Here is a 14,594-nt window from a genome sequence, read left to right on the forward strand (position 1 = left end):
TCTTTAGTATTGCAATAAAAATCAATATATTTAGCTTCTTGAAAATGTGTATATTGATGAAAAAAATTTCTATTGCGATACTTGCCGTGCTGTTTTTGTGTGCGTCGAGGCAAGTTATCGGCCAACAGTTACCGACGATTCCTATTAATACCGTTGTAGAAAAAGTACAGAAATATTTTGGTGTTTATCCGGTGGAAAAAGTGCATTTACACTTTGATAAGCCGTATTATGCCGTGGGTGATACCCTTTGGTTTAAGGCTTATCTAAACCATAATCTTTACGAATACGCCCCAAGCAAGATCATCTATGTAGAGATGCTTAACAGTAAAGACTCTTTGATACAGACCTTGCGCGTGCCGTTGAAAGATAATGGTGGGAAAGGGCAGCTTGTGCTGGATCCACAATTCGTTGCGCAGGATAACTATCGTTTCCGTGCTTACACCAAATGGATGGCAAATTTTGATCCGGCCTATTTTTACAATAAAATCGTTCCCATTGGCGATGCCATCAATAAGAAACTTGGCGCAGAAGTGAATTTTATTCCGGAGGGGAGTAACAAAACAAAGGCGAGTATTCAATTTAGGGATCGGTCGGGTAACTTGCTGAGCCGGCGGAAGCTTACTTGGGAGGCCATTGACGGCTGGGATCCTTTCGACAAGGGGAAGGCTGAAACCGATGATATGGGCCGTGTGCAGATCAACCTCACGATCAAAGATCGCGCGTATCTGAAAAAAGGTCGGCTTATCGTGAAGATCGATGGGACCAAGTTAGACCCTGCACTGGTGGGCAACTATTCGCTGCAGCAGTCGCTATGGGATGCCGATGTGCAATTTTTTCCGGAAGGGGGAGACTTGTTGGCCGGTATTGCCAAGAAAGTAGCTTTCAAAGCAAGCAATACCGTAGGCAGGGGATTAAAAGTGACGGGGAAAATCATAGATAGCAAAAAAAAGGAGGTGGTTTCTTTTACGGACTTGACAATGGGTATGGGATCATTTGATTTCGTTCCAGTGCTTGGCGAGAAATACAAGGCGGTTGTCTCTTTCGAGAATGGCGAGCAACGGACCTTTGATCTGCCGGAAGTCAAAGCCGAAGGTATTAACGTCGTGCTATTGAATGATGATGGCGCCAATCTGCAGGTAGGATTGGTCGCAAATGATGCATTCTATGAGAAAATGACAAATCAACCGTTCTATATATTGGGACAATCCAATGGACATTTGGTTTACGCGGCTCAAGCCACATTAAAAAATTCATCAGTTCTGGTGAATATACCGAAGGATAAACTTCCAAATGGTATCGTTCAACTCAGTGTCATGCAGCCTGATGGTAAATTGATTAGTGAGCGTTTAGCATTCAATGCATCGCAGCCACAATTGGATATTACGGTGAAAACGGATAAAACCAATTACAAGCAAAAGGAAGCTGTGGCGTTATCCTTGCACGTGGCGCCGCAGGATTCGCTGAAGGGCAACTATTCGGTTGCAGTGATCGATGAATCCAAAGTACCGTATAACGATGATCAGGATTTGGGGATATTGAGTAACTATCTATTAACGTCGGATCTGAAGGGTTACGTGGAACAACCCAATTATTACTTCAATGCAAAAAATGAAAATCGTGTAGAGGCATTGAACAATCTTTTGATGACACAAGGTTTTCGGCGTTTTTCTTATGCAGACCTGCTTGCGGAAAAGTTGCCCCAGGCTCGTTTTCTGCCGGAGCAGGGCATATCCATTAGCGGCACGCTAAGGCTGAATACAGGGCGCACTTTCCCCAACGGAGGATTATTGCTGTCTATACCTGCACGTAACCTGAGAAAAGATACCTATACCGACGTAAACGGACGCTTTTCTTTTGACAATCTCGTTTTTCCAGACTCATCAAAGGTTACCGTCAGCGCTCGCGGTAATGATAATTTCCGTAGTTTGGTAATCAATATGGACGGTACGGAGTTTCCTGGCATTGATCAGGGAAACCCCTATATAGGCAACAACGTACAAAACATCGATAACGAAATGAAAGCTTACCTGACCAACAGTAAGAATGAATATCGAACATCGATTCTGATTGATGAGGTGGAGGTAACAGGCGTGCAGCGCAAAATGGTTACGAGTAAAGAATTTTCGGCGTTATCGGGACTTTCGATGCCCGAGCATCGTATCGATGGCGAGCGCATCACGGGCTGTAATGTGCTAACGATGTGTTTGAATACGTTATTGACCGGTATAACGTTTGACAACCAAACGCTGAAGTACTATGTGTCGAGAAATTACAACCAAGGAAGTCGGGTACCGGTACAATTCTTCCTGAATGGTATGCCAATCGACGAGCCATCACTAAATTCTATACAGCCAGCAGAAATTGAAGCTATTGAAATATTCTTGCGGGACGAGTTGGGGACCGTGAGCCGTACGTATCAGAACGACGGTGTGGTATCGATTATAACGAAAAAAACGGATCAGAAGAAACAGCCAAGGATGTCGTTGGCCGAAATAGAAAGCTTGCTGCCCAAGACCAATATCATCGATATGATACCTTTGGGCTATGTGAAAGAGCGACAATTTTACGCACCGAAGTATGAAACGCCGGACAGTAAAAATACAAACGACTATCGAACCACCGTGTATTGGAATCCAGAGGTAACCTTGGACGATGCCGGCAACGTGACGTTGAATTTTTTCAATGCGGATGGCAACGGGCAGTACAAAGTGGTGGTGGAAGGCCAAGATCAAGCGGGATCGATTGGGCGAACTGTTTACCGGTATCAGGTAAATTAACTTGTCAAGCTAGATGCTGTTTGCGGATAGCGGTAGCGCTCTGTTACACCTAACAGAGCGCTATATTTTTATCACTTGTTTTTGTTGGTGTCGATTTCCAACTCTGTTTGTTGAACCAAGACGGCATACGATTTTGGAATAATTCCTTTTCCATATTTCATCGCATATCGTTTCGTAAATTCGGCACCAAAATACAAGATCGCCGCGGCATAATACACAAAGGCGAGCAGGATGATCACCGAACCAGCGGCGCCGTAGGAACTCGCGGTGGCGTTATTGGTAAGGTAATAGGATATGGCCGATTTGCCGAGCAAAAACAATAACGTAGTAAAGATAGCGCCCCAAAAAATATCACGCAGACGAACTTTTGCGTCGGGCAGGAAGGCGAAGATAAAACCGAATAGTGTAGCAATAACCACGAAAGAAACGCCGGAGTTAACCATGCCAACGAGTTGTATATCCCAATCGGGTAGATACTCGATGGCGTACTTCATCAATACGCCGATAATGCTGCTCAATATTAACGAAGTCATCAACAGAAATCCTAAGCCTAGGATCATAGAAAATGAAATCAGCCGATCGATAATGATTTTTAGCCAGCCTTTTTTCGGTTTTGCTTTGACCCGCCAAATCTCATTGATAGAATTCTGTATGTCTACGAAAATGGTTGTTGAAGAAAACATCAATGCCCCCACACCGATGTAGACGCCAATGCTATTTTTGTTTTCGAAGGATATACGTTTGATAGCGGCATCAAGCATATTAGCAATATCACGACCGAAAAGCTGGTTCAATTCGCCCATGATTTCATCACGTGCCCCTGTTGGCCCTTCCAATTGGCTGCCATATAAAAATCCAAGTGCCCAAACCAGGATCAGGATTAACGGGCCAATAGAGAACACGGTGTAATAGGCTAAAGAAGCACTTTTTTTGAGGCATTTATCGTCCATAAAATCGGTAATGGCAGCAAAAAGCAATAGCCCAAACCCTTTTAATTTATGCCAAGGTGTTTCTTTTTCCATCGATTCCTATTCTTCGTATATCTTATTGATTATTGCTTCGAAATTTTTAAATATTACCTTTCTTTTCAGACTCAGTTTGGGCGTCAGTTCGCCGCCGTCAATTGTCCATTCTTTCGGAAGTAGCTCAAATTTCTTAACTTTTTCCCATTGTCCAAAATCATTGTTAAGCCTATCCAATTCTTTTTGATACTTATCTATAACCTCACTGTTTTTGATCAATTCTTCCTTGGAGCTAAACGAAATACCCTTGTGTTTAGCCCATTTTTCCAACTCTTCAAATGCGGGTACGATCAGCGCGGCTGGAAAACGTTGGTTTTCACCTATTACCATGACTTGGGCGACGAGCGTTGACTCCATAAATTTATTTTCCAAGGCCTGTGGAGCAACATATTTCCCGCCGGCTGTTTTAAACATCTCTTTTTTACGATCGGTTATTTTCAGGAATCCATCTTGTGTCAACTCGCCAATATCGCCCGTATGGAAAAACCCTTCTTGGTCGATCGCCTCCCTTGTCGCTTCGTCATTTTTGAAATATCCGGTAGTGATGCTGGGACCCTTAACTAAAATTTCTCCATCTCCGGCAATTTTAACCTCAAGGTTTTTGAGCACACGACCCACCGTTCCGAATTTAACGTCCGTTTCTACATGGGAGTTGACGGCAATGACAGGTGAAGTCTCGGTTAGGCCGTAGCCTTCCAGCACTTTTATCCCTGCAGCCCAAAATACACGTCCCAAACGTTCCTGTAACGCTGCCCCACCTGATATAATTAATTCGATATTGCCACCCAATGCTTCCTTCCATTTTGAGAAGATTAATTTTCGGGCGATCCCCAACTGTATATTGTAGTAGAAACCGTTTTTTGGAGGTTCTTGATATCGATGCCCCAAGTCTAAGGCCCAGAAAAATAGACTCTTTTTAATACCAGTCAACAACTTCCCTTTTTCCACAATTTTGTCATATACTTTTTCCAGCACGCGCGGTACCGTAGTGAATATTTGAGGTTTTACGTCATTGATGTCTGCAACGATGTTGTCCAGGTTTTCGGCATAGTAAATCTGTATTCCTTTGGAGAGGTAGAGATAAACCACCATGCGTTCGAAAATATGGCATAAAGGAAGGAAGCTTAGCGCAGTTTTAGCATGTTTGGGTACCAAGTGCGAGCAAGCTTCGACATTGCTGAGAATATTTCCGTGCGTCAAAAATACGCCCTTCGGTTTGCCCGTTGTGCCAGATGTATAGATAAGCGTCAATAGATCGTCGCTATCTACAGCAGCGCGGATAGGGGCTAGGTCAATATCCAATGCCTTGCCCTGATCGATGAGCGACTCGTAGGAGGCTTTTCCTGCTACCTTGTCAAAGGTGTATATGTCAATTTCAAGCTGATGATCATCGATCGCCTGATCTACTTTTTTTGTCAGATCAGCATTGCTAACGAATACCAGCTTGGCACCGGCATCTTGCACGATGTAAGATAAGTCTTGTGCCGATAGGGTTGGGTAAAGTGGAACGATAGCCACGCCAAGCTGATTGCAGGCGAAATCGACGATATTCCATTCCGGCCTGTTTCCAGACATAAGAGCGACCTTATCGCCCTTCTGCATCCCCTTGTTGACAAGGGCCTTGCTTAGATTGTCGACAGCCGTAACGAAGCGGTCCGTGCTATATTTAACCCAAGCTCCGTCGTGTTTGCCTGCAACCATGGTGTCTTGCGCATACTGGGATTGGTATCTGTCTATAATGTCGAATAATCTAATCAGCTTGTTCATATGCCTCAAAAATTAAGTGGTTTATAAAATGCGTTATTGTTACTAATATAATATTTTACAGCTGAAAGAGCGAATTGTTCGAAAAAAATGTAAGTAAATCATAACAGATTTTAACTTTTGAACGTTTAAAAAAATATTACTTTTGGATACATCAAAACTTTATATACACATGAAGAAAGCAAATTGGCTGGTATTGACCTTGGGTATTGTCTTCGTTTCCTACGGAAATGTTTCTGCGCAACTGGACACGCAGCATGCAGTTGGGGGGCGTTTTGGGAGTGCTACGGGATTTTCGTACCGCTATACCTTGGCCGAAGATAGAGCGGTCCAAGGAATTATGAGTTTGCAAAGCAATTCTAAATCGAGGCGTTTTCGTTTGGTGGGCCTATATGAGTTCCATAAGCCCTTGGCAGAAAACTTTACTTGGTTTTACGGCTTTGGGGGAAGTGTTGGAAGTTTTCGGTACAAGGAGTTGGTAGAAAGCACGACGAATCCAGATGGTTCCATCACGACGAGAAGGACCGATCCAAAATCCGAGCTCGCATTAAGTATCGATGGTATTATCGGTGTGGAATATGCTATACCGACCACACCATTGTCCGTATCTTTGGATGTAAAACCTTATTTTGATTTTTTGCAGGAGAGTACGATCAAACTAATCGATCCTTTGGGTTTGACCATTCGGTATAAATTTTAACAGCCATTTTACAGGTCGGATGAGCTTTGCCGTTGCTCATCCGATTAGCTGTGTTATGTGTTTATGGAAAGCCAGATTTTACCTAGCGCTGTTTCCTGTTCGCTGGCATTCTGTCTGGGCTGTATGCTCCAAAGTTGTCTGCTGCTCCTGCGTAAGGGGCTGTGGATGGTACGTATGCGGCCGTCACGCGCGACCAGCAGGTCGATGATGTCGTGTTCATGGGCTTGCCCCAGCAAGAATTCCATTTCTTTGCCCTCTGTATCGAGACGGATACCGTTTATAGCAATCAGTTCATCGTTGACATTCAGTCCCGCATCCCAAGCGGCAGATCCACGTTCCACATTTTTTATGAATAGCCGACCGTCTTGTTGTTGGTAGCGTATACCGAGCGACAGATCTTGGCTATCTCTGTTTAGATCGATCATCTCGTATCCCACCGCGTTAAAGAAGCGGTTGTAATCCAGTTCCCTATTGTCGTGTGCAGCATCAAAAATATCGGTAAGGTCGAGGCCAGTAACCGCCTCTGCCAATTGTTGAAATTCGTATTCTTCAAAACCCCGCTGCTCTTTTTTATAAAACAGCTGGTAGGCCGCGCGCATCACATCATCCAGCCGTTTTTTGCCCGCTGTCTGCGCAATGATGTAAATGTCTAGCGCTGCGGCGAGCATGGCTCCTTTATTATAATAAGAAATGCTGCTGTTGATGGAGTTTTCATCTGGTCGGTATTGCTTGATCCATGTATCGAGGCTAGCTTGCGCCGCTGATTGTATGCGGTGTCCCGCACGGTTGTACACCAGGTTGAATTCGTTGGCCAAGGCATTTAGGTATTCCTTTGCAGAAAAGAAACCACATCGGCGGACGACCAAGTTGTCGTAGTAGGCCGTGAAGCCTTCCATAATCCACAACCCTTCTGTATAGTTTTCCTGCTCATAATCGAAGGGACCCAAGGCTATGGGGCGCAGTCTTTTTACGTTCCACAGATGAAAATATTCATGGGCAACCAAGCTCAGGAAATTTTTGTAGGACGAATCTATGTGGTAAGCGTTTCTGCTGGCGCCCAATACGGTAGAATTCAAATGTTCCAATCCACCACCACCGTTTTGATAGTTGTGGGTGATGAAAACATACCGGCTATTTGGGTTTTCTCCCCAGATTAAAGTTTCCGTTTCGATAATGTTTTGGATGTCTTCGGTCAGCTGCCTTTTATTATAGTTGCCGCCGCCCACCATGGCAAATTCATGGGGCACGCCCGCTGCTTCGAAATGCCAAATATCTTGGTTCCCGATTTCTATGGGCGAATCAAACAGGATGTCGAAATTATCGGCGAAGTAGCTATTGGCCTCCATGGGAAGTTTGCGAAGTCCTGTGGACACCTGTTGCCAGCTCTCCGGCAGGTCGATACGAACGGTACAGGCATGGTGCAGCAAACCGTCCGGATAGAGAAACGTTCCTGCTGGGCTGATAAATGCATGGTCTGCATCGATAAAATTAGTACGTACAGATATTTCGAAACCGTAGACCCTGTAACGGATTTTAAGCTTCCTTTTGGGATTTTCCACGCGCCACGTGTTCTTGGCGATTTTTGTAAAAGCAACGGGCTGTTCATCCGCGAAAGCCTCAAAACCTTCCAGGTGCCTTGCAAATTCCCGTATCAAATATGATCCGGGCGTCCACACGGGCATTTTTAAATCCACATAATCCTGCTCTACCTGCTCGATATTCATTTCGATCTCTGCATAATGCGCTTGCGGTTCCTGAAAGTAAATTCTAAAGTCTATAGCGGACGTTGACATGGGCAATGTGGATTTTTTAAGTTATGTGCACAAAACTAATCTTATTCTAGCGGACATCCAACGGATAATCAAAAAGCCTGATAAAATTGTACGGCAGAATTTGTATCTTTGAGTATAGATTATTTGGATATAACGTATGATTTTAGTGGCCGATAGCGGATCTTCGAACTCGGACTGGATGCTTAATTTACCTGATAGCAAGCCTTTGTCTTTCCGTACGAGAGGGTTGAATCCCTTTTTCGTAAACGAGAAGGAAATTGCCAAGGTGATGAAGGAGGTGCCGGAAATTTTGCCCTACGCGAACGAGATAAATGAAGTTTATTTTTTTGGTGCGGGTTGTGTCACTCCGGATAGGCGCGAGATTGTATCGAATGCGCTTACCGAAATTTTTCCGACCGCTTTCGTATCGGTAGAAAGTGATCTGTTAGGATGTGCATATGCCACATGTGGAGATAAAAAAGGGTATATATCAACGATAGGAACGGGTTCGGACATTGGTTTTTTTGATGGCGAGCACCTTCGTACCGGCGTTCACGGTGTAGGATATGTACTAGGTGATGAGGGCTCTGGCGCATGGTTTGGCAAACAGCTTATCACGTCCTTCTTATATGATAGCATGCCCAAAGACCTGTCTGTCAAGTTTGCGGAGCGTTACCGGTTGAACAAAGACATTGTTATCAAAAACGTTTACCAGCGGGAACGTCCAAACGCATATTTGGCGTCCTTTGCCGAATTCATGGCGGATAATAGGCTTCATCCCTACATTGATTCCCTGTTGCGTAACGGTTTTGATGAATTTGTGCGAACCAATGTGATGACATATCCGGATTATTGGGAATATAAGGTACACTTCGTGGGACGTATTGCCTATCACTTTGACCTTCAGCTACGCGAAGTATGCGAGGTACTGGGCGTTAAGGTTGGTTCCATACTAAAAAGTCCAATGGAACATTTGTTCCATTTTATTGTTGATAGAGAAACTAAGTTAATACAAGAAAGATAAGTATGGCACTAATGAACACACTTTTGCTGCTGCTCAGCATGTTTGCACCCGCAGCCACCATTTACGATTTTAGCTTTACATCGATAGATGGCAAAACCGTCAATTTATCCGATTTCAAGGGTAAACAAGTTCTGATTGTCAATACTGCCTCAAAATGCGGGTTTACCAAGCAGTATAAAGATCTGCAGGCGCTGCATGAGCAGTATGGCAAAGATCTCGTTATCATCGGCTTTCCGACAGACAACTTCGGCGGACAGGAGTTTGGATCAAACGAAGCGATTCAAGACTTTTGCGAAAAGAACTATGGCGTAACCTTTTTGCTTTCTGAAAAAATCGACGTGAAAGGAAAAGATATCGACCCATTATTTACGTATTTGACAACGGCGGAAAATGCCGACTTTACCGGCGACATCAACTGGAACTTTGAAAAATTTCTAATCGATAAAGACGGTAAATTGGTGCATCGCTATCGCTCTAAGGTAAATCCCTTGGATACCAGCATCACGAGCAATATCAAATAAGTGGATATAGTAATTAAAAAAGACGGCGTACAAATGTGCGCCGTCCTGCGTATATGGTCTAAACCATTTATAAGCTAACTTTGTTCCGAACAAAGATAGCAAGGAGTTTGCTCGCATCCAATCTACTGTCTGTTAAGTTTTTGTTAAGGTTTTTAGTGGAATTCGGCTGTGCGTTATAAACCGAAGTAACAAGATCGACAGCGCGGCTCATAGCTTTCCTTTTCTCCGAGTAAAACCCTTTCTTCATTTGACGTGATCCGGTAGGAATAGGTGGCGGGAGCGCCGCACTGCACACATACCGCATGCACTTTCGTCACGTGTTCGGCGATGGCCATCAAGGCGGGGATAGGGCCAAAGGGCAAGCCTTTGAAGTCCATGTCAAGTCCTGCGACGATAACACGGACACCTCTATTGGCGAGCTGCACACAAACATGAGGCAGCTCATCGTCAAAAAATTGGGCTTCGTCGATGCCCACCACCTTCGTTTCTGCACTCAAAAGCAGAATGGCTGCGGAATGTGAAATTGGCGTTGATGGGATGCTATTCTTATCATGTGAGATCACAGAAGCATCGCTATATCGAATGTCAATGGCAGGCTTAAAAATCTCGACTGGCAGCTTGGCAAACTGCGCGCGCTTCATGCGCCGGATAAGCTCTTCTGTTTTTCCGGAGAACATGGATCCACAAATGACCTCTATACTCCCAACCTGGGTGTTTTTTTGGATAAAAGTATGTTCGGAAAACAGCATCTATTTGTTTTAATGGGTGATAAGCAGCGGATTAACGGAGGCTAAAACTTCTGCTTGAACCGTGCTAATATCGAAATTATATCTTAAATTTGAAGGAGGGAAATGAGCCTGGACATGGAATGGTATAGCTATCAGTTCTTTTCCTTTTCCACAGACCATCTATAATGGCCTGAAGGTACTGCTCCTACAAAATATAAAAAAGACAAATATGGCGTATACAAAAGATTCTATTTTTTCGAAGATCGGTGAATTGTTGGTTGAACTTAATGAAGGCTACGCAGGGCTGTCCGAAGGCAAACAAGAGGATCGGGCGACTGCGATCGTATTGATGGAAGCACAAGCGAAATTTTTAGCAACGCATTTCGAGGTTTTCGGACAGCTTTCAAGAGATAGCGGTTCTCATGCCTCATCGAATGCTTCGATCCCAACAGTCGATCATACTGTGGATCACGCGCAAGCAGCTGTTTTGCCGGCCGAGGAAAAAGAGGAACAGAAAGAGGAGATTGTTTTTACGCCGCCGGTAGTTTCTTCCACTGATGCCGAGGATAAACAGCCAATTGAAGAGGAAATTGTTGAAACGGATAAAAAAGCGGGGGATCCAGCTACGGACAGCGAATCGGTGACAGCAAAAAGTGAATCCGAAGTGGAAGAAAAACCGGAGCAGGCCGAAAGAGATTCGACATCACAAACGCTATTTAGTCCACCTGTCTCGCATAATGAACCCGTAAATCAACCGGTAGCTGTAGAAGAAGAACGGGATGCGTCAACGCAAAAGCCGGAAGAGAAGCAGCCGCAGGCACCAGCACCATCTGAGGAACGTGTGGTTGTGCAAGAGGTGATTCAAGAGCCCAAGCAAATTGTGATTGAAAATAGCCCCGCCGCAGAGGAACGAAAGCCTGCGAGACCCCTCACGCTCAATGAGATGCTGCAACAACAGCGTACAGCAGCTCTCGGCCAATCGGCTACCATTGCTTCCCAGCCATCAAAAAGCCAAGAGCGCGTGGTTGATCTGAAGTCTGTGATCAATCTCAATGACAAGCTTTTGTTTATCAAAGATTTGTTTAATGGTTACTCTTTGGCCTACAGCGAGGCCATCGAGCTTTTAAATCGGTATAATAGTTTTGCCGAGGCCGATGTGTTTCTACAGACAAACTATGCGTTGAAGAACAACTGGGGGGACAAGCCTCAAACAGTAGAGAAGCTATATGCGGTGCTTCGTAAAAAATTTATGTAACGTTGTTACGGATAAAAGACAGGCTTTCCATAGCGGAAAGCCTGTCTTTTATCGATGTTAAACAATGTCAAATTTGACCCAATCTTGGCCCTGTCGTCCGTAAATAAAATATTTTGGCTGAATAATCTCTGCACAGATTTCCACATCACGAAGAAAATCGTCGTTGTGATCACCAAGATCGCTTTTCTGTACAATGAAAATTTGATTGGAACGAAGGGCGTTTGTCCGGTTTAAAAGATCATCTTCCATTAGTATGCCCATTTCTCCGTAAAGGCTTTCATTGTTTTGGATAATCAATAGGATATCGGGATTATCGAATTTTTCGGCGAGCAGTTTCCCCCCTGCAATCTGCACCATGTCGGAAAACTTTTCATTATACACCGGTTGAAATCCCGTATCTTGCCGGACCAGCAGTACCGATGGACGCTGTTCGAGCGGAATGAATTTAAGTTTGTGGAGCAGGATACTAATTTCTTCGTCGAGGACTGATGCTTCCTGTGGTGCTAGTTGTTGTTTCTCGGCCAATAGGGCTGTATAAAAATGAAGTTCTGCCATGCTAATCTTTTGCTGGGGCAAAGTTACGGAAGCAAGGCTTAAGAACCTAATCCATCCATTGTATGTGAATGAATGGCATATATTTTGTAAATTGCTTACTGGAAAAAAAGAAGTCAACATATGTTCGATAAATTAATGGAGGCCCAGCAGAAGGCCGAAGAGACTAAAAAAAGGTTAGACCATGTCACTGTTTCAGGCGAGGCAGAAGGTGGGAAGATCAAGGTAATCGCCACCGCGAATAAGGAGATCAAAGAAATCGTGATCGATCCAGCATTTCTCGCTGCGGCGGATAAAGAAGAGTTGGAGGAACTCCTTGTAGTAGCATTAAATAAAACCCTTGTCCAAGCGGAAAATGTGAGCCAGTCAGAGATGCAGGCCATGTCACAGGATTTGCTTGGCGGATTAGGTGGATTAGGGAATTTGTTTAACAAATAGCAGTTAACCTATGCATGTAACATACTATGGGCAGTCGTGTGTAGCCTTCGATTTTGGTGGGACTAATGTGTTATTGGATCCCTTTATTTCTTACAACGACTTGGCCAAACATATTGATGTGGACACGTTGCGTCCCGATTATATCTTTTTAAGCCATTGCCATCAAGATCACGTTGCTGATCTCGTGAAGGTACAGCAGAACAGTGGTGCGAAAGTAGCTGCCATCGTGGAAACGGCCGCTTGGGTCCGTAAACAGGGAGTTCCAAAGGAGCGGGTGATCGAATATAACTTTGGAGGGACATTGCGCCTCCCTTTCGGAGATGTGAAAATGGTTTATGCCTTGCATACCAATAGCACGCCAGCAGGCGAGTATGCTGGTGTAGCAGCAGGCTACGTATTCTTCGTGGAGGATAAGAAGATCTATTTTGCGGGAGATACGGGACTTACCATGGAAATGAAGCTTTTGGAAGACTTGGAACTCGATTGGGCTTTCCTGCCTATCGGTGGGCACTACACCATGGATGTTGATGATGCCATAAAAGCCGCTCGTTTTGTCAACTGCAAAAATGTAGTTGGTATACATTACGATACATTTCCGCCGATCAGCATCGACGCAGCAGAAGCTAAGGCAAAATTTGAGGGCAATGGTCTGCAATTGTTCCTTCCCGGAATCGGCGAGTCGATGGCGTTATAGCTTTCTGGAAAGCAAACCGCGCAAAAGAAAAGCCATTTCGAAAACGAAATGGCTTTTCTTTTTACAGGTGCATTTATTTTTTTGCTCTGTTGATATGGAATACGACGAGGTCGTCTATCGGAGACCGCAAAATTTTGCCCACCTTCATGTTGTAGTGGTTGGCCTTTTCCTCCAGTACATTTCTGAAGTTGTAACCAACCGACCCAATGCAATTGAACGTATAGTTTTGATAATCTGGATACTTGCTGACCAGATTGCTAAAAAAGGCCTCAAACGCATCGTCTACAATTTGACGGGTATATTGAATGTTGACATTGTTGTCATAGACAAACTTGCTAAAGCTTGCACAAAATCTATTGGCCAATGGTTTCGTGTACACATTGTCCATTATTTCATCCGGCGTGAGTTTGTAGGTCTCGAAGAAAGATTTAGCAACGTCCTCCGGCATCAATCCGCGGATAAAATCCGTGAGTAATTTCTTGCCGATATAGCTCCCGCTTCCTTCGTCGCCCAAGATATAGGCAGCCGAATCTATGTTATACGTGATTTCCTGACCATCGTAGATACAGGTATTTGTTCCAGTTCCCAAAATAGCAGCAAATCCTGGTTGGTCGCCCAATAACGCACGGGCTGCGGCCAATAGATCGTGCCCAATCTCCACTCGGGCACTCGGGAATACTTTTTGCATAGCTACTTCCACGATCTTTGCTTTCTCTTCATTGTGCACACCTGCACCGTAATAATTTACTTCCTCAATTTTGTCCAAAGGAAGGTCTCCAGGAAGACCCTTTTTCAACGAATTAACAATGTAGTCACTGTCAACGAAGTAAGGGTTGTATCCCTCCGTGTTGAAGTATATTTTTTTGTTTGAATCATCCAACAAACACCAGTTTGTTTTTGTTGATCCGCCGTCCGCAATGATAATCATTATAGATTTGGTTTTATTGTGTTATTTTTTGTTTTCTTGCTGATTCTAAAAGCTAAAAGCTCTTCGAAAATACATTTTTAAGTTTATAAATACGAATATCGCGAGCGAAAAAACTTTATTTCCAAGAGCGTTGTGGTAGATTATGGTGAAAAAACTGCTTCTAAACCCCTCTAACGTTGGTTTTGCTGGCGTACGTTTTTTTTGAAAGCTTAGTGTATTTTGTACAATAACCAGCCTGTTGTTCGTTGTATGCGTATACCGAGAGAGTAACCTGAAACCAAAAAAAAAATAAAATTTATCTAAATTCAACTCCGTTATAAAACATTTTTGTTTAATACACGTTAATAAAGTATCCGTTCGAAAGTAAAAAAAATTATATAATTTCTTTGAATATACAAATGTTATGTTATTTTTGTGCC

General features: G+C 43.9%; 13 protein-coding genes. 7 read left to right on the plus strand and 6 right to left on the minus strand.

The features are described from left to right. Positions 1-56 precede the first annotated feature (56 nt). Positions 57-2,777 (plus strand): carboxypeptidase-like regulatory domain-containing protein, encoded by a 2,721-nt coding sequence (locus IE165_RS17015; RefSeq protein WP_229826625.1) that lies wholly within the window; start codon positions 57-59, stop codon positions 2,775-2,777. A 71-nt stretch (positions 2,778-2,848) separates the two neighbouring features. Here the strand turns inward: IE165_RS17015 and IE165_RS17020 are convergent, their stop codons facing one another. Together IE165_RS17020 and IE165_RS17025 are read right to left on the minus strand one after the other, a co-directional pair. Then, positions 2,849-3,799, minus strand: a complete 951-nt coding sequence (locus IE165_RS17020) for a YihY/virulence factor BrkB family protein (RefSeq protein ID WP_189627857.1) — start codon at positions 3,797-3,799, stop codon at positions 2,849-2,851. A gap of 6 nt (positions 3,800-3,805) precedes the next feature. Then, positions 3,806-5,566, minus strand: coding sequence for an AMP-dependent synthetase/ligase (locus IE165_RS17025; protein ID WP_189627858.1), 1,761 nt, complete (start codon positions 5,564-5,566; stop codon positions 3,806-3,808). Positions 5,567-5,735: 169 nt separating this feature from the next. Here IE165_RS17025 and IE165_RS17030 point away from each other — a divergent pair, with 169 nt between their 5' ends. Next, positions 5,736-6,263 (plus strand): hypothetical protein, encoded by a 528-nt coding sequence (locus IE165_RS17030; protein ID WP_189627859.1) that lies wholly within the window; start codon positions 5,736-5,738, stop codon positions 6,261-6,263. Between the two features lie 53 nt (positions 6,264-6,316). On the opposite strand, the gene IE165_RS17035 is transcribed toward IE165_RS17030, so the two are convergent. Beyond that, positions 6,317-8,056: a M61 family metallopeptidase gene (locus tag IE165_RS17035; RefSeq protein WP_189627860.1), complete on the minus strand. Its 1,740-nt coding sequence runs from the start codon at positions 8,054-8,056 to the stop codon at positions 6,317-6,319. A 136-nt stretch (positions 8,057-8,192) separates the two neighbouring features. On the opposite strand from IE165_RS17035, the gene IE165_RS17040 reads away from it, so the two are divergent. Then, the gene (locus IE165_RS17040) at positions 8,193-9,059 is read left to right on the plus strand and encodes an N-acetylglucosamine kinase (protein ID WP_189627861.1); all 867 of its coding nucleotides are present in this window, start codon (positions 8,193-8,195) and stop codon (positions 9,057-9,059) included. 11 nt (positions 9,060-9,070) lie between these two features. Next, on the plus strand, positions 9,071-9,580 hold the full coding sequence (locus IE165_RS17045; RefSeq protein WP_189627908.1) for a glutathione peroxidase: 510 nt from the start codon (positions 9,071-9,073) through the stop codon (positions 9,578-9,580). Between the two features lie 173 nt (positions 9,581-9,753). On the opposite strand, the gene IE165_RS17050 is transcribed toward IE165_RS17045, so the two are convergent. Further along, positions 9,754-10,329, minus strand: a complete 576-nt coding sequence (locus IE165_RS17050) for a thymidine kinase (protein WP_189627862.1) — start codon at positions 10,327-10,329, stop codon at positions 9,754-9,756. Between the two features lie 208 nt (positions 10,330-10,537). Here IE165_RS17050 and IE165_RS17055 point away from each other — a divergent pair, with 208 nt between their 5' ends. After that, on the plus strand, positions 10,538-11,563 hold the full coding sequence (locus IE165_RS17055; RefSeq protein ID WP_189627863.1) for a DUF8457 domain-containing protein: 1,026 nt from the start codon (positions 10,538-10,540) through the stop codon (positions 11,561-11,563). 57 nt (positions 11,564-11,620) lie between these two features. Here the strand turns inward: IE165_RS17055 and IE165_RS17060 are convergent, their stop codons facing one another. Then, on the minus strand, positions 11,621-12,118 hold the full coding sequence (locus tag IE165_RS17060; RefSeq protein ID WP_189627864.1) for an ABC transporter substrate-binding protein: 498 nt from the start codon (positions 12,116-12,118) through the stop codon (positions 11,621-11,623). 90 nt (positions 12,119-12,208) lie between these two features. Here IE165_RS17060 and IE165_RS17065 point away from each other — a divergent pair, with 90 nt between their 5' ends. Both IE165_RS17065 and IE165_RS17070 read left to right on the plus strand, forming a co-directional pair. Further along, on the plus strand, positions 12,209-12,553 hold the full coding sequence (locus tag IE165_RS17065) for a YbaB/EbfC family nucleoid-associated protein (RefSeq protein ID WP_262891184.1): 345 nt from the start codon (positions 12,209-12,211) through the stop codon (positions 12,551-12,553). 10 nt (positions 12,554-12,563) lie between these two features. Continuing rightward, positions 12,564-13,247, plus strand: coding sequence for a metal-dependent hydrolase (locus IE165_RS17070; RefSeq protein ID WP_189627866.1), 684 nt, complete (start codon positions 12,564-12,566; stop codon positions 13,245-13,247). 73 nt (positions 13,248-13,320) lie between these two features. Here IE165_RS17070 and IE165_RS17075 read toward each other — a convergent pair whose 3' ends face one another. Next, positions 13,321-14,175, minus strand: a complete 855-nt coding sequence (locus tag IE165_RS17075) for an N-acetylglucosamine kinase (RefSeq protein WP_189627867.1) — start codon at positions 14,173-14,175, stop codon at positions 13,321-13,323. Positions 14,176-14,594 lie beyond the last annotated feature (419 nt).

It is taken from the genome of Sphingobacterium griseoflavum (genome assembly GCF_014653155.1).
GTDB classification, from domain to species: domain Bacteria; phylum Bacteroidota; class Bacteroidia; order Sphingobacteriales; family Sphingobacteriaceae; genus Sphingobacterium; species Sphingobacterium griseoflavum.

Coding starts and splice junctions, on each gene's coding strand:
- IE165_RS17015 (WP_229826625.1), top strand. CDS start 57: ATGAAAAAAATTTCTATTGCGATACTTGCCGTGCTGTTTTTGTGTGCG.
- IE165_RS17020 (WP_189627857.1), bottom strand. CDS start 3,799: ATGGAAAAAGAAACACCTTGGCATAAATTAAAAGGGTTTGGGCTATTG.
- IE165_RS17025 (WP_189627858.1), bottom strand. CDS start 5,566: ATGAACAAGCTGATTAGATTATTCGACATTATAGACAGATACCAATCC.
- IE165_RS17030 (WP_189627859.1), top strand. CDS start 5,736: ATGAAGAAAGCAAATTGGCTGGTATTGACCTTGGGTATTGTCTTCGTT.
- IE165_RS17035 (WP_189627860.1), bottom strand. CDS start 8,056: ATGTCAACGTCCGCTATAGACTTTAGAATTTACTTTCAGGAACCGCAA.
- IE165_RS17040 (WP_189627861.1), top strand. CDS start 8,193: ATGATTTTAGTGGCCGATAGCGGATCTTCGAACTCGGACTGGATGCTT.
- IE165_RS17045 (WP_189627908.1), top strand. CDS start 9,071: ATGAACACACTTTTGCTGCTGCTCAGCATGTTTGCACCCGCAGCCACC.
- IE165_RS17050 (WP_189627862.1), bottom strand. CDS start 10,329: ATGCTGTTTTCCGAACATACTTTTATCCAAAAAAACACCCAGGTTGGG.
- IE165_RS17055 (WP_189627863.1), top strand. CDS start 10,538: ATGGCGTATACAAAAGATTCTATTTTTTCGAAGATCGGTGAATTGTTG.
- IE165_RS17060 (WP_189627864.1), bottom strand. CDS start 12,118: ATGGCAGAACTTCATTTTTATACAGCCCTATTGGCCGAGAAACAACAA.
- IE165_RS17070 (WP_189627866.1), top strand. CDS start 12,564: ATGCATGTAACATACTATGGGCAGTCGTGTGTAGCCTTCGATTTTGGT.
- IE165_RS17075 (WP_189627867.1), bottom strand. CDS start 14,175: ATGATTATCATTGCGGACGGCGGATCAACAAAAACAAACTGGTGTTTG.